Annotated in this window: 20 protein-coding genes; 12 read left to right on the top strand and 8 right to left on the bottom strand. The window is 69.3% G+C overall.

From position 1 onward, the window contains the following. Positions 1 to 25 precede the first annotated feature (25 nt). Entirely contained in the window at positions 26 to 895 is an 870-nt protein-coding gene (locus tag J4H86_RS14650; protein ID WP_236538003.1) for an NmrA family NAD(P)-binding protein, read from the top strand. A 1,046-nt stretch (positions 896 to 1,941) separates the two neighbouring features. Here the strand turns inward: J4H86_RS14650 and J4H86_RS14655 are convergent. Then, on the bottom strand, positions 1,942 to 2,301 hold the full coding sequence (locus tag J4H86_RS14655; RefSeq protein WP_236538005.1) for an iron chaperone: 360 nt from the start codon (positions 2,299 to 2,301) through the stop codon (positions 1,942 to 1,944). Positions 2,302 to 2,446: 145 nt separating this feature from the next. Between J4H86_RS14655 and J4H86_RS14660 the strand changes: the two genes are divergently transcribed. The 3 genes from J4H86_RS14660 to J4H86_RS14670 are packed head-to-tail and all read left to right on the top strand — an operon-like array spanning position 2,447 to position 6,056. Then, complete coding sequence (locus J4H86_RS14660; RefSeq protein ID WP_236538007.1) at positions 2,447 to 2,971, top strand: 2Fe-2S iron-sulfur cluster-binding protein; 525 nt, start codon at positions 2,447 to 2,449, stop codon at positions 2,969 to 2,971. Further along, positions 2,968 to 3,960, top strand: coding sequence for an FAD binding domain-containing protein (locus J4H86_RS14665; RefSeq protein ID WP_236538008.1), 993 nt, complete (start codon positions 2,968 to 2,970; stop codon positions 3,958 to 3,960). The genes J4H86_RS14660 and J4H86_RS14665 overlap by 4 nt, the downstream gene beginning before the upstream one ends. After that, positions 3,957 to 6,056, top strand: coding sequence for a xanthine dehydrogenase family protein molybdopterin-binding subunit (locus J4H86_RS14670; RefSeq protein ID WP_236538010.1), 2,100 nt, complete (start codon positions 3,957 to 3,959; stop codon positions 6,054 to 6,056). Before J4H86_RS14665 ends, J4H86_RS14670 begins: the two co-directional genes overlap by 4 nt. Before the next feature lie 33 nt (positions 6,057 to 6,089). On the opposite strand, the gene J4H86_RS14675 is transcribed toward J4H86_RS14670, so the two are convergent. After that, positions 6,090 to 6,539 carry a DUF3995 domain-containing protein gene (locus J4H86_RS14675; protein WP_236538018.1) on the bottom strand — a complete coding sequence of 150 codons (450 nt, stop codon included), beginning with the start codon at positions 6,537 to 6,539 and terminating at the stop codon, positions 6,090 to 6,092. A 111-nt stretch (positions 6,540 to 6,650) separates the two neighbouring features. Here J4H86_RS14675 and J4H86_RS14680 point away from each other — a divergent pair, with 111 nt between their 5' ends. Next, positions 6,651 to 7,448, top strand: a complete 798-nt coding sequence (locus J4H86_RS14680) for a class I SAM-dependent methyltransferase (RefSeq protein ID WP_236538020.1) — start codon at positions 6,651 to 6,653, stop codon at positions 7,446 to 7,448. A 517-nt stretch (positions 7,449 to 7,965) separates the two neighbouring features. On the opposite strand, the gene J4H86_RS14685 is transcribed toward J4H86_RS14680, so the two are convergent. Further along, entirely contained in the window at positions 7,966 to 8,619 is a 654-nt protein-coding gene (locus J4H86_RS14685) for an HhH-GDP family DNA glycosylase (RefSeq protein ID WP_236538022.1), read from the bottom strand. Between the two features lie 147 nt (positions 8,620 to 8,766). Between J4H86_RS14685 and J4H86_RS14690 the strand changes: the two genes are divergently transcribed. Further along, the gene (locus tag J4H86_RS14690; protein ID WP_236538024.1) at positions 8,767 to 9,102 is read left to right on the top strand and encodes a cytochrome b family protein; all 336 of its coding nucleotides are present in this window, start codon (positions 8,767 to 8,769) and stop codon (positions 9,100 to 9,102) included. A 389-nt stretch (positions 9,103 to 9,491) separates the two neighbouring features. Here J4H86_RS14690 and J4H86_RS14695 read toward each other — a convergent pair whose 3' ends face one another. The 4 genes from J4H86_RS14695 to J4H86_RS14710 form a co-directional block, all read right to left on the bottom strand. Further along, positions 9,492 to 10,841 carry an acetyl-CoA carboxylase biotin carboxylase subunit gene (locus J4H86_RS14695; RefSeq protein ID WP_236538026.1) on the bottom strand — a complete coding sequence of 450 codons (1,350 nt, stop codon included), beginning with the start codon at positions 10,839 to 10,841 and terminating at the stop codon, positions 9,492 to 9,494. 105 nt (positions 10,842 to 10,946) lie between these two features. Continuing rightward, entirely contained in the window at positions 10,947 to 11,183 is a 237-nt protein-coding gene (locus tag J4H86_RS14700; protein ID WP_236538031.1) for an acetyl-CoA carboxylase, read from the bottom strand. An 86-nt stretch (positions 11,184 to 11,269) separates the two neighbouring features. Then, positions 11,270 to 12,250, bottom strand: a complete 981-nt coding sequence (locus tag J4H86_RS14705; protein WP_236538033.1) for a 5-oxoprolinase subunit C family protein — start codon at positions 12,248 to 12,250, stop codon at positions 11,270 to 11,272. Next, positions 12,247 to 13,149, bottom strand: coding sequence for a 5-oxoprolinase subunit B family protein (locus J4H86_RS14710; protein WP_236538035.1), 903 nt, complete (start codon positions 13,147 to 13,149; stop codon positions 12,247 to 12,249). Before J4H86_RS14710 ends, J4H86_RS14705 begins: the two co-directional genes overlap by 4 nt. Before the next feature lie 335 nt (positions 13,150 to 13,484). On the opposite strand from J4H86_RS14710, the gene J4H86_RS14715 reads away from it, so the two are divergent. Continuing rightward, the gene (locus J4H86_RS14715; RefSeq protein ID WP_236538037.1) at positions 13,485 to 14,252 is read left to right on the top strand and encodes a LamB/YcsF family protein; all 768 of its coding nucleotides are present in this window, start codon (positions 13,485 to 13,487) and stop codon (positions 14,250 to 14,252) included. Between the two features lie 58 nt (positions 14,253 to 14,310). Here the strand turns inward: J4H86_RS14715 and J4H86_RS14720 are convergent, their stop codons facing one another. Continuing rightward, positions 14,311 to 16,683, bottom strand: coding sequence for a xanthine dehydrogenase family protein molybdopterin-binding subunit (locus J4H86_RS14720; RefSeq protein WP_236538039.1), 2,373 nt, complete (start codon positions 16,681 to 16,683; stop codon positions 14,311 to 14,313). Between the two features lie 198 nt (positions 16,684 to 16,881). Between J4H86_RS14720 and J4H86_RS14725 the strand changes: the two genes are divergently transcribed. The 5 genes from J4H86_RS14725 to J4H86_RS14745 all read left to right on the top strand — a co-directional run bounded on the left by J4H86_RS14725 (position 16,882) and on the right by J4H86_RS14745 (position 22,433). Further along, complete coding sequence (locus J4H86_RS14725; protein WP_236538040.1) at positions 16,882 to 17,727, top strand: NAD(P)H-binding protein; 846 nt, start codon at positions 16,882 to 16,884, stop codon at positions 17,725 to 17,727. Positions 17,728 to 17,785: 58 nt separating this feature from the next. Continuing rightward, positions 17,786 to 18,271 carry an OsmC family protein gene (locus J4H86_RS14730; RefSeq protein ID WP_236538042.1) on the top strand — a complete coding sequence of 162 codons (486 nt, stop codon included), beginning with the start codon at positions 17,786 to 17,788 and terminating at the stop codon, positions 18,269 to 18,271. A 113-nt stretch (positions 18,272 to 18,384) separates the two neighbouring features. Beyond that, positions 18,385 to 18,558: a hypothetical protein gene (locus tag J4H86_RS14735; protein WP_236538044.1), complete on the top strand. Its 174-nt coding sequence runs from the start codon at positions 18,385 to 18,387 to the stop codon at positions 18,556 to 18,558. Positions 18,559 to 18,804: 246 nt separating this feature from the next. Further along, on the top strand, positions 18,805 to 20,277 hold the full coding sequence (locus tag J4H86_RS14740) for an alanine/glycine:cation symporter family protein (protein WP_394356517.1): 1,473 nt from the start codon (positions 18,805 to 18,807) through the stop codon (positions 20,275 to 20,277). Between the two features lie 263 nt (positions 20,278 to 20,540). Beyond that, a complete protein-coding gene (locus J4H86_RS14745; protein ID WP_236538053.1) occupies positions 20,541 to 22,433 on the top strand; it encodes a CASTOR/POLLUX-related putative ion channel in 1,893 nt (630 codons plus the stop codon). Positions 22,434 to 22,441: the final 8 nt, after the last annotated feature.

The following is a 22,441-nucleotide window of genomic DNA, read 5'->3' on the forward strand; positions in this document are numbered from 1 at the left end:
ACCGCGGCGGGATTGACTGAGCGACATGAACACGACGACACCAGACCAACCGTCCACCGCCGCGTCCGGCGAGTCCCCCGTTCTGCTGGTTGGCGGCACCGGCAAGATCGGCCGCCGGCTCGCGGCGCGGCTGCGCGTGATGGGGCTCCCCGTGCGGGTCGCCTCCCGGTCCGGGAACCCCCGTTTCGACTGGCACGACGATTCCACCTGGGATTCCGTAGTTCGCGGCGCGCACAGGATGTACCTCGCGACCCCGGAGGAAGAGGTCCCCGTCGCCGCCTTCGTCACCCGTGCGGTGGCCGCTGGAGTGCGACGCGTCGTCGCACTCTCCGGTCGCGGGCTCGAGGAGTGGGGGGAGGACTTCGGGGCCGGGATGCGCGGGGTGGAGACGGCCGTCCGCGAGTCCGGGGCTGAGTGGTCGATCATGCGGCCCACCAACTTCAACCAGAACTTCGACGAATACAGCTTCCGACCGGCGATCATGGCCGGCGAGCTGGCATTGCCCATGGCCGGTGTCCCCGAACGTTTCATCGACGCCGAGGACATCGCGGCGGTGGCGGCGGTTCTCCTCACCGAGGACGGACACCAGGGACGGGCCTACGAGATGTCCGGTCCCGAGGCGCTGACGTTCGGCGAGGCCGTGGAGATCATCGCCCGGGCGAGTGGCCGAGCGGTGACCTATCGGGACGTCGAACCGGACGAATACCTGCGGGCCCTGCTCGACGACGGGGTCGACCAGGAGGAGGCGGCCTCGCTCGGTGCGATGTTCTCGATCATGCGGCGCGGAGTCCTGAACACACCCGCGACCGGAGTCCGTGAGGTTCTCGGCCGGGAGCCGATCGACTTCACGTCCTACGCCCTGCGCGCGGCGGCGGCGGGAGCGTGGGCGACGTAGCGTCCACGCCACCCGGTGTCCAACGGGGTGATGCGGGTGAACGCTCCGGGGGACATCGGGCCTCGGCGCCGAACCGATCGACGCGGCGCTCTGGTTCTCGCGAGCGATGGGGCTCGCGAGAACCAGGGGCCGACATTCGGTGCCGACCCGCTCGCACACAACCAACCATCCGCCCGGCACGGGGCGTCGTGCGGCCCACCGCCCAGGCGGGTCGCTCCCCGATCGGAACGCTGAAGAGGCACGTCCGAGGCGCCGTTGGCTCGCTGGAGCGAGCCCCGTCGGACGTGGCGTGACATGGCCACGTCCGACGGAGATATCGCGCCGGCTACCCCAGTTGATGGGCGCCTCGTGCTCGGCACGGCCCACGCCCCACCTAGGTCGTGTTTTCGCACCGCTGTGCCCTTTTTTGGGCGGGCGCTGTTGGGGTGCTGGGGGCTCGCGACCGCCAGGACGGCGTTCGCTGCGTCGATCCTTTCGAACAGCCAACCAGGATGCCCATCACGGATCGCCGCGCGAGCCGAAGCCCGGCCCCCGCCGGGGCACGATCCGCGAAGCGGCCCCAGTAGGGGCGACGCCCGCTCCCTCATCCGAAAGCCTTCAAAGAACACTCCCTCGCCGCCCGTGGTCCGGTCCACGAGGAGTACCCGCGTCGCGAGCGCCCCGCCGGTTCGTCGCGGCGAGCCGGCGGGCGTCGTACGCCCATCGCGGTACCCACTGCGTCGTTCCTCCCACGGCCGCCGCGTCAGTGTGGGAGAAGGGAAGCGAGCGCGCTGAGCGGCGGGGCGACGGACAGGCCCTTCGCGGGCAGGTACGGACGGGATGGCCCCCGCCTCTCGCCCCGAACACAGGGGCGCGCGACGCACCTGGTCTCGCGTCCCGGCCCGCGACGACCCGTCCAGCGACCAGCCCTCGGCCAAGCCGGACGCCGCTCGCCTGGAGGTACGGCGTCTCACCAGCGGCTTGCCCGCGTCACAGGGTCTGGTGGTGACTCCGGATGACCCGGGACCGCCAGCGTGACCTACGGATAGGGCGCGCCGTGGCCGGGGTCAACCCTGCGTCGCCTGCCGTGCGGCGAGTGCCCGGGCCATCCGTCCGACGAGGTCGAAGGGCACCGGGTCCCCCAACGGGAACTTCACCGTGCCCTTCGACGCTCGGTACGGCACCAGCTCTCGGACCAGTTCCTGGGCGGTGTCGGGAATCGGGTACACGCTCACGTGATGCTTCCAGCCGGCGAAGTGCACGACGTTCCTGCCGCCCAGGGTGAACGTCGGGATGTCGTAGCTGATCTTCTCCTGCGCCTCTGGCAAGGCGCTGTGGATCGTCTCCCGCAGGGCACTCAGTACCGTCTGGACGTCCGGCGGGAAAGTGGCGATGTATTCGTCGATGGTCTCGTAGTCGTGCGACATGTCGGAGTACCTACCCCGGGTTCCCCCTGGTCACCGCCTTCCGACGACCTCACCCACGAGACGTGCCTGGACCGTGCGGAGTGGGTACGCCGAGGTAAGCGGCTTGATCGCCCGGTAGTGCCACGACCGCGGCTTGGGGGGCACGGTGAAGGCCACACTGACGTTGCGCGTCGACGGTGAGGACCACACTCGCACCATCGACACCCGCACCACACTCCTGGACGCCCTGCGCGAGACGCTGGGCGTGACCTCGCCGAAGAAGGGATGCGGCCACGGCCAGTGCGGGTCCTGCACGGTCCTGGTCGACGGTCGACGCATGGTGTCCTGCCTGACGTTCGCGGTGGCACACGACGGTGCGAACATCACCACCGCCGCGGGGCTGTCCCGGGACGGCGAGCTCCATCCCGTCGCGCGCGCGTTCCTGCGGCGGGACGCGTTGCAGTGCGGGTTCTGTACTCCCGGCCAGATCTGCTCCACGGTCGCGATGCTGGAGGAGGTGCGGGCGGGCTGGCCGAGCCACGCCACCGAGGAGTCCGGCTCCCGCCCCCAGGCCACGCCGGACGAGCGTCGCCTCGGCGACGCGGAGATCCGGGAGCGCCTCAGCGGCAACCTCTGCCGGTGCGGTGCCTACGTGAACATCGTCGCCGCCGTGAAGGACGTCGCCGAATGAGACCGTTCACCTACCTTCGCCCGACCGACGAGCGGGAGGCCGTCGCCACGGTCGCCGACGACCCCGACGCCTCCTACATCGCCGGCGGAACCAACCTCGTCGACCACATGCTGCTGGGGCTGCGTTCCCCCACGACGTTGGTCGACGTGTCCCGTCTGCCGTTGGACCAGGTGGAGGAGCTTCCCGACGGCGGGATCCGGATCGGGGCCATGGTGCGCAACAGCGACCTGGCCGCGCATCCGTTGGTCCACGAGCACTATCCGATGCTCTCGGCGGCGCTGGTGTCCGGGGCGTCGGGACAGTTGCGCAACGCGGCCACGACCGGCGGGAACCTGCTGCAGCGGACGCGGTGCGTCTACTTCCAGAACCCGGCGATGCCGTGCAACAAGCGGGACCCCGGGTCGGGCTGTGCGGCACGGGAGGGGCACGGGCGCAACAACGCGGTGCTCGGTGTGTCGGAGCACTGCGTCGCCACCCACCCCTCGGACATGGCGGTGGCCCTCACCGCGTTGGACGCGCGGGTCCGCGTGCTGGGGCCGGACGGCACCCGGTCCGTTCCCCTCACGGAGTTCTACCTGTTGCCCGGCGACGCGCCGGAGCGGGAGACCGTGCTCCGGCACGGGGACCTGGTCACCGCCGTCGAACTTCCGGCACCCCCATCGCAGTCGCGGTCGCGGTATCGGAAGGTGCGCGACCGTGCGTCGTTCGCGTTCGCCCTGGTCTCGGCGGCGGTCGCGGTCGAGGTGCGGGACGAGACGATCACCCGGATCGGTCTGGCCTTCGGCGGCGTCGCGCACACCCCGTGGCGGGCGCGGCTCGCCGAGGAGATGCTGCTCGGAGTACCGCCCAGTGACGAGGCGTTCCACGGCGCGGTGACGGCGGAGTTCGCCCACGCCCAGCCGGGGCGGGACAACGCCTACAAGGTTCCAATGGCGGTCAACACGATGGTCGCCGCGCTACGCGACCTGACCTCGGAGGAGGTCCGATGACGAACCCGGTACGGCCGCGGGAGATCGGACGCCCCCTGGAACGGCTGGAGGGCGCGGCCAAGGTCACCGGCACGGCCACGTACGCCGACGACACCGCCGTCGTCCACCCGCTCTACGTGTTCCCCGTGGTGTCGACAGTGGCGCGAGCACGGATCCGTGCCGTCCACACCGACGCCGCCGCCGGACTGCCGGGCGTCCAGGCGGTGCTCACGCCGGACAACGCGCCTCGGCTGGCCGGCGCCGACTCCGGGGAGTTCGCGGTGTTGCAGTCGGACGAGGTCGAGTTCGCGGGGCAGATCGTGGCGGCCGTCGTGGCCGACACTCTGGAGGTGGCGCGGGACGCCGCCTCCCGGGTGCGGGTGGAGTATGAGGAGCGCACGGCGCGGTTGGCGTTCCGGGCCGACGACCCGGAGCTGTACACGCCGGGGAAGGTGAACCCCGCCTTCCAGAGTGATACCGACAGCGGCGACTTCCCCACGGCGTTCGCCGAGGCTCCCATCCAGGTGGACCGGACGTACCGGACCCCCATGGAGCACAACAACCCGATGGAGCCGCACTCCACGGTCGCCGTGTGGGACGAGGACCTCGCCGGTCTCACGCTGTACGACTCAACGCAGGGCGTGTACGTGGTGCGGCGGGTGCTCGCCCCGGTGTTCGGGCTGGCGCCGGACCGGCTGCGGGTGGTGTCGCACCACGTGGGGGGCGGGTTCGGGTCCAAGGGCGGTCCCCACGCGCACAACGTGCTCGCGGGACTGGCGGCGCGGGAGTTCCCCGGGCGGGCGGTGAAGCTGGCGCTGACCCGACAGCAGACGTACGGGTTGGCCGGGCACCGTACGCCCACCATCCAACGGGTGCGCCTCGGCGCGGACCGGGCGGGGAACATGCTCGCGGTCGGCCACGACGCGATCGTCCACACGTCCACGATCAAGGAGTTCGCCGAGCAGGTCGCGGTGGGAACGCGGATGATGTACGCGGCGCCGAACCGCCACACCTCGCACCGACTCGCCGCGTTGAACGTGCCGATCCCGTACTGGATGCGCGCCCCCGGCGAGACTCCCGGCATCTTCGCGCTGGAGATGGCGATGGACGAGCTCGCCGAGGCATGTGGCCTGGACCCGGTGGAGCTACGGGTGCGGAACGACCCGGCGGTGGACCCGGAGTCCGGCCTGCCCTGGTCGGGACGGCACTTGGTGGAGTGTCTGCGGCAGGGGGCGGACCGCTTCGGTTGGTGGGGCCGGGAGCCGGCTCCGGGGTCGAAGGGACCGCACCACCGGGGCGACTGGCTGGTCGGGCACGGGGTCGCGTCCATGGTGTATCCGCGCAACGCCATCGGCGGCTCGGTGGCCGAGGTGCGGGCCGCGGCGGACGGCGGCTACTCGGTGGGAATCGGCGCCGCGGACATCGGTACCGGTGCCCGCACCATTCTCACCCAGATCGCCGCCGACGCCTTGGACGTCCCGGTGGAGCGGGTCCACCTGCGGCTGGGGGACACCGACCAGCCCCACGCCAGCGTGGCGGGCGGTTCCTCGGGGACCACGTCGTGGGGGACGGCCATCGTGGCCGCGGCGGAGGTGTTTCGCGCCGAACACGGCCACGCTCCGCCGCCGGGTGCCCAGAGTCGAGCCGAGATGCCGCCCAACCCGGACGCGGACCGGTACTCGATGTACTCCTTCGGCGCCCAGTTCGTGGAGGCGTGGGTACACGGGGTCACCGGTGAGGTGCGGGTGCCACGGATGCTGGGCGTGTTCTCGGTGGGGCGGGTCATCAACCCTCGTACCGCGCGTTCCCAGTTCCTGGGCGGGATGACGATGGGGCTGTCGATGGCGCTGCACGAGGAGAGTCTGGTCGACCCCCGCTACGGCCACGTGGTGAATCGCGACCTCGCCGAGTACCACGTCGCCACCAACGCCGACGTAGTCGAACAGGAGGCGGTGTGGCTCGAGGAGGAGGATCCGCACTCCAACCCGATGGGCTCGCGCGGAATCGGGGAGATCGGCATCGTCGGCACGGCCGCCGCCGTCGCGAACGCCACCTACAACGCGACCGGCATCCGAGTGCGGGAGCTGCCGTTGACCCCGGACAAGTTCGTCCGGTGAGGGCCGGAAGTCGGCCCCTGTGGGGCCTCTCCCCTAGCGCTCGTCTGGTGGTCTGCGCGCCGCGGCCAGCACCGAGCCGCCGAGTACGAGACAGAGCGGTCGGTAGAAGGTCCTGTCCAGCTCACGGAACCTACGCCCCGGCTCCGACGCGCCCAGGGCCCGAAGGGCAACGGCACCGCCAAGAACACCCCGAGCGAGCAGCCCCACACCGACCAGCCTCCGGGCGTTCACCGCGCACCCGCTCTGGCCACCGACGCCCGCGACTCCGAGGGCGGCCCCCGCAGCGCCCACCGCCACCACGGCTGACGACGCTGGGGTGGGGACGTCCTCGGCGTTCCCAACGACCATTTCCGCCAGTTCCCCCTGACTCTTGGCCGGCCAAGGACTCCCCGAAGCCCAGAGGAAGTGGATCGCGCTGATCCCGAGGAGCCCAACAGTGGAGAACGCGGCCGACGCGTTGGCCAGCTTCCGCTTAGTCGACATACGCCGAGCGTATTCGGACACTTCGGCTCGGCGTGATCCGGGTCGGCGGACTGGGTGCCCGCACCACACGTCCACCCATCGACCTCATTCGACCAACGAGGTGACACGATCATGAGTTATCCCTTCGAGAGCCGGGCCGCTGAGGACGAAAGGCTGATCGTCCAGGGCAGGCTCCTCGACCCGCTGACAAGACGGGTTCTGGTCCAGGCGGGACTGGAGCCGGGGATGCGCGTCCTGGACCTGGGCAGCGGCGCCGGAAACATGTCCCGACTCGCGGCCGACCTCGTGGGTGCGAGTGGCTCGGTGGTCGGGGTGGAGAAAGACCCCCATGCCATAGAGCTGGCTCGTCGTCGAACCGACCAGGCCAATGTCGAGTACCGGGTGGGGGACGTCCAGACCCTCGAAGGCGTGGAGGGCGGATTCGACGCCGCGATCGGACGACTCATCCTGATGTACATGCCCGATCAGGTCGAGGCGCTGCGCCAGGCGAGCGTGCGTCTCAACCCAGGCGGACTCCTCTACCTCCAAGAAGCAGACCTCACCTATCAGTGGGCCGCGCCGCCGACCCCCCTGTGGAGCCGGATCCACACGTGGGTGCTCGACACCTTCGAACGGGCGGGTGCCAACGCACGAACCGGCCCGTCCCTCTTCTCCCTGTTCGACGCCGCCGAGCTGCCCCACCCGACCCTGCTCGTCGAGGCGTACGCGGAAGGTGGAGCAGACGCCCCGGCCTGGGGATGGGCGAACGTGGTGACGGGGATCGTCCCCATGATGGAAAGGCTGGGTGTGGCCACGAAAGCGCAGGTGAACCCCGCCACTCTCGCCGACCGGCTCCTCGCTGAGACAACCACTGCGAGAGGCCACGTCATCGGCCCTCTCTTCACCTCGGCGTGGACATCAGTGCCGTGAGGCCCCACGCGCCTCCGCGATCAATCGTGTCCCTGGGCTGAGCCGGACCGGGAGGCACGAGAACAGTCCGACCCAGGGCCCTCGATGCACGAAAGGTGAGGTGGAGGCATTCGTCCCCATTGGAGGTACTCGTCGCCTGCGGCCCCCAGAGGACGGTGCGGTCACGAGACCGGCAAGATGAGTGGGGTCCAACCGCTCCGCGATCACTGCCAGCCCAGAGCCTCGACCTGACGTTCCGTCTCGACGGAGGCGTCATCGGGGAGCGAGCACGGGTCGAACCCCCAGTCAGGGGAACGGGCCGAGGGCGTTCGCCGTCGGGCCCTGGCCGCCACCGGGAACGGGGAGGCTCTTCCGCCGCACTCGCTGGTGGCTGTCTGTCCAGGACCTTCGTCCTCCCACTCCCACGAGACGAGCACCCACGCCCGGCCCGCGACGCCCCCAACAGCGCCGAATGCACTACAGGGATGACCACACGAAGCGCGGTCTTTCCTGACGAACCAGGCACGGCGAAACGCCGTCAACTCGCCGCTTTGACCCGCTCGGCGGCGTCGCGGTCGCGGCCTATGTGGACGAGTCCGGCGAAGAACGCGGCGAGGTCGTCGCCGGGGACCAGTGCTCCGAGTTCGTCTCCGGTCTGGGGGAGACCGAGGGCTTGGGCGCCCTTGAGGGTGGCCTTGTCGGCGTAGGGACGGAGCCAGTCCCAGACTTGTTGGACCTCACGGCAGAAGATGTCGGCGCCGGTGGGGCCGATCCCCTTGAACTCCTGGAGTTCGGTGACCAGGGCACGGCGGTCCTTGTTCTTCGCCGCGTCCATGCGGCGCAGGTCTCCCCGGTATCGGTCGAGGGCCCGTTGTGCGCACTCGCCGAGGCGGGTGGCGGTGCTCTCGTCGTAGCGGACGTAGTGGCCCCGTCCCAGGGCGTCCACCCGTTCCTGCCAGGTCAGCTCGGCCATGCCCTCGGCTGTGTTCCCGCCGGCCTTGTTGAGCTCCCGGGCCGCGTCGACGGCGATGGACGCCGAGATCCGTGTGCTGAGCAGGTTCGCGGCGACCAGGCTCTGCCACAGCGGTGCGGGTGTGTCGGCCAGGCGGATCCCGGCCTGCTCGACGATGGTCGTCCCCACCTCCGACTGGACCGTGTGGGCGATCCGATGCGCCTTCTCCACGCTCGACATGTCTCCTCCCCTCGTGCCCTCCGCGTCCCCTACCCGGTGACGGTCGCGTGGCGCGCAAACTCCGGGGAAAGAGTGGGTCCGGCCTGCGCCAACGGCTGTTTCCGGGGCCCGTTCCGGGGGCAGCGGCCTGAGCAGGAGGTGATCCCGATGACGCGGAAGCAGGAGCGGGACCACTTGCGGCAGCGCGAGGGCGGCATGTGGGCGCCGACGTCGCACCACCGGGGCAAGTGGAGTTCGTGGGTGTCGGTGTCGATGATCGCCGTGGGCTCGGTCGCCATCGGCGTCGCACTCGTCCTGGGTCTCTCAGTGCCGCTGCTCATCGTGGGTGTCGCCCTGATCGTGCTTGGATTTCTCGCCGGTCTGGTCTTCGACATGATGGGCGACGTCGTCCTCGACGAGAAACTCAAGGACACGGAGCCGCTGAACCCGCTCAAGGCACAGCGCCAACGGCGGAACCAGTCCGGCTCGCCCCACCCGGCCTGACTACACCGGGCGGTACGGACCGCTGTCCACGCGCGTCGGTCGATGCGGCGCCTCGTTCCCCATCGTGCGTGGGTCACTGGCCGCTGGGTCGGTCTCCGAGGGTGTCCACTCCTCGGCGAGTCCGCGTCGGTGTCCGGGAGCGGTTTCGGATCCTCCCCGTCCTCGGTCGACGCACGTCTCCGGTCACGCTTCCGACTGTCTTCCTCCATGGCCCCCACCTTCGTTCCTGACTGCTCCCCTTCCCGGTCCATCCCCGTTCATACACGTCGGGCCCCGGGTGCGATCGACCGCGCTGTACCAGGTGAGGGTGCACCCCTATGGGGTGGATGTGCGCAAATCCCGATCAGGGTGGAGAGGTCCTGATGGGGGGCGAGATGGGGGAGGTGGGGTTAGGGGGTGAGGCGGCGGCGCTCCAGCCACCGTGTGTCCACGGCGGAGGCCCGAAACTCCTCGTCCTCCAGCAACGTGACGTGCAGCCCCGCGGTGCTGCTGACCCCGTCGATCTCCAGCTCGGCCAGCGCCTGGCGGGCCCGGGCGAGGGCCTGGGTCCTATCGGCGCCCCAACAGATCACCTTGGCGAGCATGGAGTCGTAGAACGGGCTCACGGTGTCGCCCGCCGCGAAACCGGTGTCCACCCGCACCCCCGGCCCTCCGGGAACGGTGAAGGTGCCGAGGTTGCCGGGCGTCGGCGCGAAGTCGTTCGTGGGATCCTCCGCGTTGATCCGGACCTCGATCGCCGCCCCGGTCAGTTCCACGTCCACCTGGGCAAAGGACAACACCTCCCCCGCCGCGACCCGGAGTTGCTCGGCGACGAGATCCACCCCGGTCACACACTCGGTGATCGGGTGCTCGACCTGGATCCGCGTGTTCATCTCCATGAAGTAGAAGGATCCGTCCGGCTCCACGAGGAACTCCACGGTGCCGGCTCCCACGTAGTTCACGTGCTTGGCCAGCCGCACCGCCGCCGACGCGAGATCGGCGCGCACGGTGGCGCCCAGCCCTGGGGCGGGCGCCTCCTCGATGAGCTTCTGCCGACGGCGCTGCACCGAACAGTCGCGCTCGAAGAGGTGCACGACGTTGCCGTGCGTGTCCCCCATGACCTGGACCTCGATATGGCGTGCCCCCTCGATGGCACGCTCCAGGTACAGGGTGCCGTCGCCGAACGCCGCGCTGGCCTCCGCCTGCGCGGTGGGAAACACCTCGGAGAGCTCCTCGGGGCCGGCGACCGGGCGAATCCCACGACCGCCCCCACCCGCCGCGGCCTTGACCAGGATCGGATACCCGATGGCCTCGGCCTCCTGGGCCGCCGCGGCGACGTCGGCCACCGGACCGGACCCCGGCACGACGGGCACCCCGGCGGCGACTGCGGTCCGGCGGGCCTCGGACTTGTCGCCCATCTGGGCGATGACCTCCGCCGGCGGGCCGACGAAGACCAGTCCCCGCTCACGCACCGCCGCCGCGAACTCGGCGTTCTCGGCGAGGAACCCGTAGCCCGGGTGGACGGCGTCCGCCCCGGACGCCAGCGCGGCCTCCAGCACGGCCTCGATGTTCAGGTAGGACTTGGCCGCCGGGGATCCGCCGATGTGATGCGCGGCGTCGGCGAGTCGAACCCAGCGGGCGTCGGTGTCGGCCTTGGAATGGGCCGCGACCGCCTCGATCCCCGCCTCGTGGCAGGCCCGGAGGATTCGCAACGCGATCTCCCCCCGGTTGGCGACGAGCACCCGCCTCAGTCCGCTCATCGTGTTCCCTCCGTCCGCGCAGCCGTCTTTTCGTGCCTGGGGGCAAAGCCGTCCGAGGTGGCGGGGGCCGGTGCGCCGCGGCGCACCGGCCCCCGCCGCGAGCGGTCAGTCCTTCAGCTCGACGATGTCCTCACCGATGGTGACCTCGTCACCGTCCTCGATCAGGAAACCGGCCACGGTCCCGCCCTGTTCGGCCTTGACCTCGTTGAAGTTCTTCATCACCTCGATGAGGGCGATCGTCTGCCCGGGGACGATGGTGTCGCCCTCCCGCACGTAGGGGTCGTCCGTCGGCGACGGGCGGCGGTAGAAGACGCCCGGGATCGCGGCCTTGATCGTTGCCATCTCACTGCTCCTTCTGACTCCACACCTGTTCCGGACGGTACGGCGCCCGCCGGACTCGGCGATGTCCGGCGGCGACGAACGGGGCGTCACCTCCGCAGGGACGCGCGCGCCCGCTCCAGGCGGTCGCGTCGGTCGCGCCGCGCCGCGAGCGCGGTGTCGAGGTCCACCGGTTCGAACCGGACCTGGTCCCCGGACTTGGTCTGGGCGATGGTGTCGCGGTCCACGGAGATGACGGTGCCGACCGTCGCGTATCCGCCCGCGGTCACGGCGTCGTTGAGCAGCACGATCGGCTCGTCTCCACCGGGCACCTGGATCGAGCCGATCGGGTAGCCGAGGTCGACGACGTTGGCCGGGTCGCTCCCGGCACCGTGGGGCGGCTTTCGGTCGACGAACCGCAGTCGTCCGCCGCGCAGTCGGTAGCCGATCCGATCGGCGTCCTTGGTCACCTTCCACGGCACCTCGGAGAACTCCCGCATGGAGTCCTTGGTGACCCGGTAGCTGCACAGACCGATCATGGTGCGCAGCGTCGCCACGTGCGGGAAGGCTGGGCGTAGCTTCTCGGTGAGGGTGCTTCCGACCGCGGGCGGCGTGGCGCCGTCGTCGTCGAGTGGGAGGCGGTCGTCGTCCTTGAGCGCGCGGCCCTGGAACCCGCCGAGTCCGGTGAGGGTGTAGGTCGACCGGGAACCGAGGTACTCCTCCACCCCGATCCCGCCGCTGACCGCCACGTAGAGACGGGCACCCGCGCTCAGCATGGCGAACTCCAGCACGTCGCCGGCGCGGACCCGGAGCGTGCTCCACCGCTCCACCGGCTCGCCGTTGATCGTGACCGGCGCGTCCGCACCGGTCACGGCCACGTAGCGGTCGTCGGTGAACTCCAGGGTCGGTCCCACGTAGGTGGCTTCCAGAGCGGCGGCACCGTCGGGGTTCCCGACGAGCATGTTGGCGACGCGGTAGGAGTACTGGTCCATGGCGCCGGACGGCGGCATGCCCAGCGAGTAGTAGCCGTCACGGCCCTTGTCCTGAACGGTGGTGTGGAGGCCACCCTTACGTACCAACACGTCGCTCATCGGTACAGCACCTCCAACAGTTCGTTGTTGACACCGTCGGGATCGGCGAGGAAGTGGGCGGGAGAGAACTCGTACTCCCGGATCCGGTAGCGGAACGTGCCCTTCTCCACCTCGGCGCGCACCGCGTCGAACTCGGTCTGGTCGATGGACCGGTAGCGCAGGATGTCGCCGGGTCGGGGGAAGACGATGCTTTCGCGGAAGTCGGCGAGGCTCTGGGACAGGTCGAACACGGGCGCGGGCGCCAGCCCGAACAGTTGGTAGCCGCCGGCCCCGCGCACGGGGTAGACGACGGCGAACGCCCCACCGAAGCCAAACGCCCGCTCCGGGGTGTCGGTGCGGGGACGGACGTACTTGGGCACTTCGATCTGGCGCTCCTTGGGCACCATCTGGTAGCAGAAGGGCAGCCCGGGCACGAAACCGATCATGGTGACGAGGAAGGGCGCGCCGGAGAGGGCGTCGATCACCTGCGGCACGGTGTCGAACCCGTTGATCCGGGCCGCGTACTCCAGGTCGGACGCCTCGGGGTCCTGGTGCCGGTCCCGGAAGCGCATCAGCGTCTCGTGGGTCCACGGGTCGTTGTAGAGCACCGGGACGTCGACGAGTCGGGTGTGCAGGGTCTTGTCGGCGGCGAGGGGTTGGACGGTTCGTTCCAGTCCCTCGAGCCGCGCCACGAGTTCCGCCGGGTTCACCCGGTCGGGGTCGATCCGGATCAGGTAGGAGGCGTTGGATGGGCAGATGTCGATGACACCGTCGACGTTCTCCTCACGGAGGGCCGACGTGATCGCCATCGCCTTGAAGTTGGCTTCCAGGCTCATGGCTTCGTCTAACTCGACGAAGATGAACTCGTCACCGCCGTAGTCATACCGCGCCCGCGGCAATTCCACCGACGTCGTGGCCATTGGGTACCTCTCTGCTCGTCGTCGACGGTCTGTCCGGTTCCCGGTCCGGGCATTCCTCTCCGCTCGACCACGACCAACGAAACGTTCGGTCGGGTTTCCCGTGTGTGTCACACCTTCCCCCAGGCGCGGGAGTTATATCTAGTCACCGAGCAGGGAAAGATCAATGTCCTTGGCGCGGCGGGTGTTTCGGGTGATTCCGGTGTGTCGGGCGAACCCGGACGTATGTCGGGCGTATCTCCCGTGGAGGGTGGGAAACCTAGCCGGCATGGACACCGATGCGGGACCCCTGCCCGTGACCGGGCGTTCGGCTGATCCGTCGTGAGGAAGGGTGCGCAATGAAGAAGCTCATCGATCTCAACGCCGACGCGGGCGAGAGCATCGGGCGGTGGCGGCTGGGCCACGATGAGGAACTACTCCCCAAGGTGTCGTCGGTGAACGTCGCGTGCGGCTGGCACGCCGGCGACCCCGCCACCATGCGCCGGTCGGTGACGCTGGCCCAGGCCGGCGACACCGCGCTGGGGGCCCACCCGGGGCTGCCCGACCTGACGGGGTTCGGGCGGCGGGCGATGGCGCTCTCCCCCCAGGAGGCGGCGGACGCCTGCGTCTACCAGTATGGTGCGCTGCGCGCTTTCGCCGACAGCGTGGGCGTTCCCGTGACCCACATCAAGGCACACGGTGCCCTCTACGGAATGACGCTGCGGGACCAGGACCTCGCCGACGCCGTGGCCGACGCGACGACCCGGCTGGGTCTGATCACGGTGCTGCTCGCGGGGCCGACCGCCGACCGGGCCGCACAGCGGGGGGCACGCGTGGCCCGAGAGGCGTTCGCCGACCTCGAGTACCGGGACGACGGAACCATCATCATCGAACCCAACCCCGAGGCCAAGGATCCGGACGCCTGCGCGGAGAAGGCCGTCGGCATCCTCCGCGGCCACGTGTACTCCACCTCGGGCACGCGGGTTCCGGTGGACGCCGACACCATCTGCATCCACGGCGACCGGCCCAACGCCGTCGACGTCGCCGACGCCATCACCCGTCGTTTCGTCGAGGAGGGCGTACGGATGGCCCCGATGGCGGAGGTGTTGGCCGCCCGCGGCGCGTGACCGGATGGAGGTGCGCTGGCGCCCCGGTGGGGATGCCAGCGCACCAGCGCGCGCTTCGCTAGCCGGTCGCCGCGCCGGCGTGGCCCTGGGCCGCGCGCAGGGTCTCCCACACTCGCTGTGGGCTGGCCGGCATGTCGATGTGATCCACGCCGTACGGGCGTAGCGCGTCGATCACCGCGTTGATGACGGCGGGAGTCGAGGCGATACTGCCCGACTCGCCTACGCCCTTCACCCCCAGCGGGTTGGTGGGCGACGGCGTCGTCATGTGGTCCAGGGTGAAGTCGGGCAGGTCGGGCGCGGCCGGCGTCAGGTAGTCGGCCATGGCGGCGCTCATGAGATTGCCGTCGTCGTCGTAGACGGCCTCCTCGTAGAGCGCCTGGCCGATGCCCTGGGCGATGCCACCGTGCATCTGCCCGTCAACGATCTGGGTGTTGATGATGACTCCGCAGTCGTCGACGGCGAAGTACTTGGGCACCGTCACGTGCCCCGTCTCGGTGTCGACCTCCACCACGCAGACGTGCGTACCGAACGGATAGGTGAAGTTCGGCGGGTCGAAGAACTCCTGCTCCGACAGCCCCGGCTCCATCCCTTCCGGCAGGTCGGCCGCGGTGTGCGCGGCGACCGCCACCTCCTGGATCGTCACCGAGTTGCCCGGCGAGCCAGCCACCGTGAACCGTCCCTCGCGGAACTCGAGGTCGGACTCGGCGGCCTCCAACATGTGCGCGGCCAGCGTCCGTGCCTTGTCGACCACCTTCCCGCAGGCCAGGTGCACCGCTGTTCCGCCGTTGGCGGCGCTGCGCGACCCGTAGGTGTCCAGACCGTAGGGCGCGGCGTCGGTGTCGCCGTGGATCACCTGCACGTCGGCGAAGGGAACCCCCAGGGCGTCCGCCACGATCTGCGACCAGGTCGTCTCGTGTCCCTGGCCGTGCGGCGAGGTGCCGGTGACGACCTGGACGGTCCCGGTGGACATCATGCGCACGTGCGCGGTCTCCCAGCCCGGTGCATGCAGGCGCAGCGCGGCGGTCATCTTGGACGGCGAGAGACCGCCGTTCTCGGTGTAGCTGCACAGGCCGATGCCGAGCTGGCGCGGGTCGCCGGCGGCGCGCCGCCGCTCCTGTTCGGCGCGCAGGCCCTGGTAGTCCGCGAGCTCCAGTGCCTTGTCCAACGCCGCCTCGTAGTTGCCGGAGTCCATCTCCAGCCCGGCGGGCGTCGCGGCGCCGTTCTCGAACGGCGGGTGGTAGTTGCGGCGGCGTAGTTCGGCGGGGTCCATCCCGAGTCTGCGGGCCAACGCGTCCATCGCGCGCTCCACCCCGTAGATGCCCTCGGTCCGACCAGCGCCCCGGTAGGAGTCGGTGGGGGTCTTGTTGGTGAACACCCCCGTGCACTCCACGGAGAACGCGCCGAAGGTGTACACCCCTGGGAAGATGAACGCGCTCAGCACCGGGATTCCGGGCGTGAGCAGTTGCAGGTAGGCCCCCATGTCGGTCAGGATCCGCACCCGCATGCCCAACAGTCGTCCCTCGCTGGTGGCGGCGAGTTCGACGTGCTGCACCTGGCCGCGCCCGTGCGTCATGGTCTGGCTGTCCTCGGAGCGCTCGGCGACCCACTTCACGGGTTTGCCCAGCCGTCGCGCCAGGCCGATGCCGATGCACTCCTCCGGGTACACGTTGAGCTTGCCCCCGAAGCCACCGCCGACGTCGGGCGCGATCACGCGGAGGTTCTGTTCGGGCACGCCACACACACCGGCCAGCACACTGCGTAGGATGTGCGGGATCTGGGTGGAGGAGTGGACGGTGAAGCCGTCCCGCCCCGGTTCCGGGGTGACGACCACCGACCGTGGCTCCATCGGGGTCGGCTGCAGGCGCTGCTGCACGTATCGTTCCGCGATCGTCACGTCGGCCTCGGCGAACGCCGCGGCGACGTCGCCGGTCTCCAGGGCCCACGTGTAGCTCTTGTTGGTGCCCAGCCCCTCGTGCACGAGCGGACCGCCGATGGCCTGCTCGCTGTCGACCACGACCGGCAGCGGCGTGTAGTCGACGTCCACGTCCTCCAGCGCGTCGGCGGCGAGCCCCGGATCGGTGGCGACGACAACCGCCACCGCCTCACCGACGAAGTTCACCTCGTCCACCGCCATGGGTGGGTGGTCGGGGATCAGGATGTCCTCGGTCACCGGCCAGGCGCACGGGATGGAGGCCCATTCGTCGGCGAGATCGGCGCCGGTGAACACCGCGATGACGCCGGGACGACGCGCCGCCGCCTCCACGTCGATCCCGTCGATGCGGGCGTGGGCGAGCGGGCTGCGCAGGACGGCGACGTGCAGGGTGCCAGGAGGAGCCAGACTGTCGGTCCACCGGGCTCGGCCCGTCACCAGTGGGCCGTCTTCCTTGCGCGGTGTCGCGCTTCCGATCCGGCGCGGAAGGGTCTCGGTCATCGGGCATGCCTCCTCATTGGCGACACAGGCATCACCTGTCCCCATCACGAAGAAACCGTCACACGAAGCATCTCCATCACCCGTCGTGTCCACACCTCTCGGTGCGGAGAGCGCGTTGACGCCGACCCTCGAGAGGTTTACATTTGCTATCAAAGATATTTTGTTAGCAAACGAATAGCCGCACCGAAGAGGGGTTCCATGTCCATCCTGATCACCGGCGCTCGCGGGAACATCGGATCTCGCCTGGTCGAGACCCTGACCAACTCCGGGCACGAGGTGTGGGCCTCGGCGCGGGACACGACGTCCCTGCGCCTGCCACCCGGCGCCACACCACTCACGCTGGACATCGCCGACGCCGACGCCCCGGGCCAACTACCGGCGGACGTCGAGACCGTGTTCCTCTACCCCACGCTGGGCGGAGCCGCCGGTTTCCTGAAGGCCGCGCGCGAATCCTCCGTGCGCCACGTGGTCCTGTTGTCCTCGCCCGGTTCATACGAGGTCGGCGAGTACGAGGGGCCGATCGGCCAGGTTCACCGGGCGATGGAGCGGGCGATCGAGGACTCCGGACTGAAGCACACGGTCCTCTATCCCGGCTGGCTCGCCTCCAACGCCCAACGCGACTGGGGCGAGGCCATCCGCGGCGAGGGGCGCGTCGGCCTCACTCCGCCCAACGCCCACGTCGCCCCGATCCACCTCGACGACGTCGCGGAGGTCGCGGCGGCCCTGCTCACCGCCGAACAACACCGGTCCCGACTCCAGATCCTCACCGGCCCACGGTCCATGACCCAGGAGGAGGCGGTGGGCATCATCGCCAAGGAGACCGGGCGGGAGCTCGGAGTGGATGACGTGTCCAAGGAAGTCGCCTTGGAACGCCGCCCCGCCTGGATGCCGAAGGAAGTCCTGGAGAGCCTGTTGGACACCGCCACGGCGATGGTCGGGGTCCCGGCCACCCTCAACAACAACGTCGAGCGCGTTCTGGGCCGCCCGCCCCGCCCCTTCGAGGACTGGGTGGCGACCCACCGGGCGGAATTCCTGCCGGTGTAGCCTCGGCCCCTGGGCGACCAGCCCCCTCGGCCAGGGCTTGTTCGGCGGAAGGAACCCCATGGCACACGGCGCTCGCGAGCATCGCTACGCGGTCGAGGTCGTCTGGACCGGGAACCGGGGTGAGGGCACCACCGGTTACCGGGCCTTCGACCGGAATCACGAGATACGGGTGGAGGGCAAGCCCACTCTGACCGGCTCCGCCGACCCCGCGTTCCGCGGTGACCCGACGCACTGGAACCCCGAGGATCTGCTGGTCTCCTCACTCAGCGAGTGCCACATGCTGTGGTTCCTCCACCTCGCGGCGGTGAACGGTGTCGTGGTGACGGACTACCGCGACACCGCTACCGGCACGATGGCGGTGTCCCGCGACGGCGACGGCCAGTTCACCGAGGTCACGCTGCACCCAAGGGTGACGGTCCGAGACGCCGACATGGTGACCAAGGTCGAGAAGCTCCACACCGAGGCCAACGCCAAGTGCTTCATCGCCCGATCGGTGAACTTCCCCGTACACCACGCCCCGGAGACCCTGGTCGCGCCGGGATAGCGCGAGCCCTCGTTACGCTTCCTCGCCAGTGCACACGGAATCGGTTAACTCATGCGCTGTGGATTGTCGCGAAGCCCCACCAAGGGGCTAACTGTCGCGCTAGAACCATGAGTATGGTTTTGGTTTCCCACAGCGTCGACCAGGACGAGACCGGCGCGTGGTGTGCCCGTGCCGACCTAGGACAGTTCGGGGTCGCCTACGGCGAGGGCGACACACCGAACGAGGCTCTCTCCGATCTGCGGCAGGGCGTCGCATTGGTCTTCGAGGACGAGGGCGCGGCCCCATGAAACCGGGAACGTTGCGCTCAATCATCAGGGATGCCGACCTCACCGTGTCGGAGGTCATTCAACTCCTGTAAGAGAGCGGATGATCTGGCACCACGGAAACACGACACGACGTGGCAGTGGGTCTGGACAACCGGGCCGTCGCGGTACAGGGTGTTGCGAGACATTCGCGGGGCGCGCGCACACCCGACCGGACGACCGCGTGGCGGTTGCCGTCCGTAGTGAGGAGTGGGGTTCGCCATGGACCCGATGCAACCTCTGACCGACGCCTTCGCCGTGTTCAACGACGATTACTTCTGGCCCTTCGTCATCGTTGTCCTCGTCGCGATCAGCCTCTACTTCACCGTACGTCTGGGCTTCGTGCAGTTCCGGATGCTGCCCGAGATGCTGCGGTCCCTGCGCGGCGTCCGTGGGCGGGGGGAGGACCGCTCCAAGCAGATCTCCTCCCTCCAGGCGTTCATGGTGTCGGCCGCGGCCCGGGTCGGCACCGGCAACGTGGCGGGTGTGGCGACCGCGGTGACGGTCGGTGGGCCCGGCGCGGTGATGTGGATGTGGATCATGGCCCTCGTGGTGGGGGCCGCCAGCTTCGTGGAGTCCACGCTCGCGCAGTTGTACAAGGTCCCCTACCGCACCGGTTTCCGGGGCGGACCGGCCTACTACATGCTGCACGGGCTGGGGCAACGGTGGATGGGCGTGGTCTTCGCCATCACCATCACGATCACCTTCGGTTTCGTTTTCAACGCCGTCCAGTCCAACACGATCTCCACCACGTTGGTCGGCTCCGCCAACGAGGTCGGTCTGGCCACCGACGACATGGTGTGGCTGACGCCGACGATCGGCCTCGCCCTCGTCCTGCTCACCGGCGCGGTCATCTTCGGTGGCATCAAGCGCATCGCCCGCGTCGCCGAGGCGCTGGTGCCGCTGATGGCTCTGCTCTACCTGATCCTGGGCGTCGCCGTGGTGGCGCTGAACATCCGCGAGGTGCCGGGCGTCCTCTCCCTGATCGTCACCCAGGCCTTCGGTATCCGTGAGGTGGCCGGGGCCTCACTCGGGATGGCGATCATCCAGGGGGTGCGCCGCGGCATGTTCTCCAACGAGGCGGGCCTGGGTTCCGCCCCCAACGCCGGCGCGACCGCGAGCGTCAGCCACCCGGTGAAGCAGGGCCTCGTCCAGACCCTGGGCGTCTACTTCGACACCCTCATCGTCTGCTCGATCACGGCGTTCATCATCCTGCTGGGCAACCCCACCTACGGCGAGGACCGCGGCGCCACGATGACCCAGGACGCGCTCAACGCCAACCTGGGCAGTTGGGCGGTACACCTCCTCACCATCATCATCTTCCTGCTCGCGTTCACGTCCGTGCTCGGCAACTACTACTACGGCGAGTCCAACGTCGGTTTCCTCAGCTCCAGCGAACGTCTGCTCACGGGCTACAAGTGGCTGTTCCTGGTGGCGACGTTCCTCGGTTCCATCGGCTCGATCAGCCTGGTGTGGACCCTCGCCGACACGACGATGGGATTCATGGCCCTCATCAACCTGGCGGCGATCGCGCCGCTCGGCGGAATCGCGTACCTGCTGTTGAAGGACTACCGAACCCAACGCCGCGAGGGCCTCGACCCCGAGTTCCGCCTGTCCCGCCTCCCCCACCTGCGCAACGTCCAATGTTGGGGCCCGCCCCAGGAGGACGCGTCCATCGCCGCCACGGAACCCGCCAAGGACTGACGGCTCCGCCGCCAACACGCTCTCGAGGGGCCACCGACACCCGGGTGTCGGTGGCCCCTCGGCCCTGGCCCGGACGACCGACAGCGCGTATGCGGGCAAAAGCCTCATGGGGAACAGGCCGACACGTTCACGGCGATGTCAGGGAACCTGGGTAAAATCTCGCCACTCACACTCGCTCGGCAGGGACCGCCCCGTTGTCGGTCGCTATCCCCCACGCAGGCCCCTGCCGGCCGCTACCCGGCCTGCCAGCCAAGGGGATCCCTATGTCACGCGCCACCACTCGGGAGAGACTGCGCTACTGGTTCGACGGAACCATGGCTCGAGGGACCCCCGCGCTCATCGGGTGGCTCGCGGTGGTTCTGCTCACCATGATCCTCTTCTTCGGGGTGTCGACCTGGCTGCTGGTGCCCAGCACCGGTGACCTGGAGGGCAAGGGGTTCCTCGAGACGCTCTGGATCACCTTCATCCGGATCGCCGACCCGGGGGCGATCGGCAGTGACGACACCTCCAACGTGGCGTTCGTCGCGGTGATGCTGCTGGCCACGCTGGGCGGGATCATGGTGTTCAGCGCATTGGTGGGTGTGATCGCCACCGGTCTGGACAACAAGATCACCGAGCTGCGCAAGGGTCGGTCCCGCGTGCTGGAGTCCGACCACACGATCCTCCTCGGCTGGTCCGAGCAGGTCTTCATCATGCTCAACGAACTGATCGAGGCCAACGAGAGCGAGAAGCACGCCGCGGTCGCCATCCTCGCCGACCGCGACAAGGTGGAGATGGAGGACGAGATCCGGGAACGCATCCCGGACACGAAGACCACCCGGGTGATCTGCCGGACGGGGAGCCTCCTCAACCCACACGACCTGGAGATCACCAACCCGGACGAGTCCCGGTCGATCATCGTGGTGCCCAGCGGCGAGGAGGAGTCCGACCACCAGGTCATCAAGGTGCTGCTCGCGATCGCCAACCGGACCGGTGGCCGCGACTCCCCCTACAACGTGGTGGCCGCGGTCAACGACTCCCTCAGCCTCGGGCCCGCGCAGCTCGCCGGCGGGAGTTCGGCGCACATCGTGGACGTGGACGACGTCGCGTCCAGGCTGGTCGTGCAGACGGCGCTGCAGTCCGGACTGTCCGCGGTCTACACCGACCTGTTCGACTTCGGCGGGGACGAGATGTACATGTCCGAGGAGCCCCGCCTGGTGGGCTACGCCTTCGGGCAGTCACTCTTCGCCTACGCCACCTCCAGCGTGCTCGGCATGCGGCTCGCCGACGGCCAGATCCTCATCAACCCGCCGATGGACACCCCGATCCGCCCCGGCGACCAGCTCATCGTGATCGCCGAGGACGACAGCACCATCAAGCTGGACGGCGGGGCCACCCCCGTCCAGGAACAGGCGATCGTACGGCCCCTGGCTCCCCCGCCCACCCCCCGCATGATCCTGATCATCGGCTGGAACGAACGCGCCGGCCGCATCATCGAGCAGCTCGACAGCTACCTGCCGCCGGAGTCGTCCGTCCACGTCACGGCGCGGCACCCCGGCGCCAAGGACGAGATCGACTCGGTGCAGCCCACGCTGAAGAACACCTCAGTCGTGTTCGTGGCGGCCAACACCACCAGCCGGGAGTTCCTGGAGCGCCTGGACTACTCGACCTACCACCACGTCATCGTGCTGACCTACGACCACCTGGACCTGCAGACGGCCGACTCCCAGACCCTCGTCACGCTCCTGCACCTACGTGACCTCTCGGAGCTGCGGCGGCAGAAGTACTCGATCGTCACCGAGATGCGCGACGACCACAACCGCCAGCTCGCCCAGATCACCCAGACCGACGACTTCATCGTCAGCGGGAAGCTCATCAGCCTGCTCATGACCCAGATCTCGGAGAACCGACACCTGAGCACGGTCTTCGCGCAGCTCCTGGACCCCGAGGGGTCCGAGATCTACCTGAAGCCGGTGGAGGGCTACGTCCACCCCGGGTTCCCGATGGACTTCTACACGGTCCTGGAGTCCGCCCGCCGCCAGAACCAGATCGCCGTCGGCTACCGGATCCACGCCCGCGCCAACGACGAGGACTACGGCATCGTCCTCAACCCGAACAAGCGTGACCGCGTCACCTTCTCCCCCGGAGACCGCGTCATCGTACTGGCCGAGGACTGAGCCGCCAC

Origin of the sequence: Spiractinospora alimapuensis (assembly GCF_018437505.1) — a bacterium.
GTDB lineage: Bacteria > Actinomycetota > Actinomycetes > Streptosporangiales > Streptosporangiaceae > Spiractinospora > Spiractinospora alimapuensis.

Coding starts and splice junctions, on each gene's coding strand:
- J4H86_RS14720 (WP_236538039.1), bottom strand. CDS start 16,683: ATGACCGAGACCCTTCCGCGCCGGATCGGAAGCGCGACACCGCGCAAG.
- J4H86_RS14680 (WP_236538020.1), top strand. CDS start 6,651: ATGAGTTATCCCTTCGAGAGCCGGGCCGCTGAGGACGAAAGGCTGATC.
- J4H86_RS14715 (WP_236538037.1), top strand. CDS start 13,485: ATGAAGAAGCTCATCGATCTCAACGCCGACGCGGGCGAGAGCATCGGG.
- J4H86_RS14700 (WP_236538031.1), bottom strand. CDS start 11,183: ATGGCAACGATCAAGGCCGCGATCCCGGGCGTCTTCTACCGCCGCCCG.
- J4H86_RS14655 (WP_236538005.1), bottom strand. CDS start 2,301: ATGTCGCACGACTACGAGACCATCGACGAATACATCGCCACTTTCCCG.
- J4H86_RS14690 (WP_236538024.1), top strand. CDS start 8,767: ATGACGCGGAAGCAGGAGCGGGACCACTTGCGGCAGCGCGAGGGCGGC.
- J4H86_RS14710 (WP_236538035.1), bottom strand. CDS start 13,149: ATGGCCACGACGTCGGTGGAATTGCCGCGGGCGCGGTATGACTACGGC.
- J4H86_RS14675 (WP_236538018.1), bottom strand. CDS start 6,539: ATGTCGACTAAGCGGAAGCTGGCCAACGCGTCGGCCGCGTTCTCCACT.
- J4H86_RS14665 (WP_236538008.1), top strand. CDS start 2,968: ATGAGACCGTTCACCTACCTTCGCCCGACCGACGAGCGGGAGGCCGTC.
- J4H86_RS14705 (WP_236538033.1), bottom strand. CDS start 12,250: ATGAGCGACGTGTTGGTACGTAAGGGTGGCCTCCACACCACCGTTCAG.
- J4H86_RS14695 (WP_236538026.1), bottom strand. CDS start 10,841: ATGAGCGGACTGAGGCGGGTGCTCGTCGCCAACCGGGGGGAGATCGCG.
- J4H86_RS14670 (WP_236538010.1), top strand. CDS start 3,957: ATGACGAACCCGGTACGGCCGCGGGAGATCGGACGCCCCCTGGAACGG.
- J4H86_RS14735 (WP_236538044.1), top strand. CDS start 18,385: ATGGTTTTGGTTTCCCACAGCGTCGACCAGGACGAGACCGGCGCGTGG.
- J4H86_RS14730 (WP_236538042.1), top strand. CDS start 17,786: ATGGCACACGGCGCTCGCGAGCATCGCTACGCGGTCGAGGTCGTCTGG.
- J4H86_RS14685 (WP_236538022.1), bottom strand. CDS start 8,619: ATGTCGAGCGTGGAGAAGGCGCATCGGATCGCCCACACGGTCCAGTCG.
- J4H86_RS14745 (WP_236538053.1), top strand. CDS start 20,541: ATGTCACGCGCCACCACTCGGGAGAGACTGCGCTACTGGTTCGACGGA.
- J4H86_RS14650 (WP_236538003.1), top strand. CDS start 26: ATGAACACGACGACACCAGACCAACCGTCCACCGCCGCGTCCGGCGAG.
- J4H86_RS14740 (WP_394356517.1), top strand. CDS start 18,805: ATGCAACCTCTGACCGACGCCTTCGCCGTGTTCAACGACGATTACTTC.
- J4H86_RS14725 (WP_236538040.1), top strand. CDS start 16,882: ATGTCCATCCTGATCACCGGCGCTCGCGGGAACATCGGATCTCGCCTG.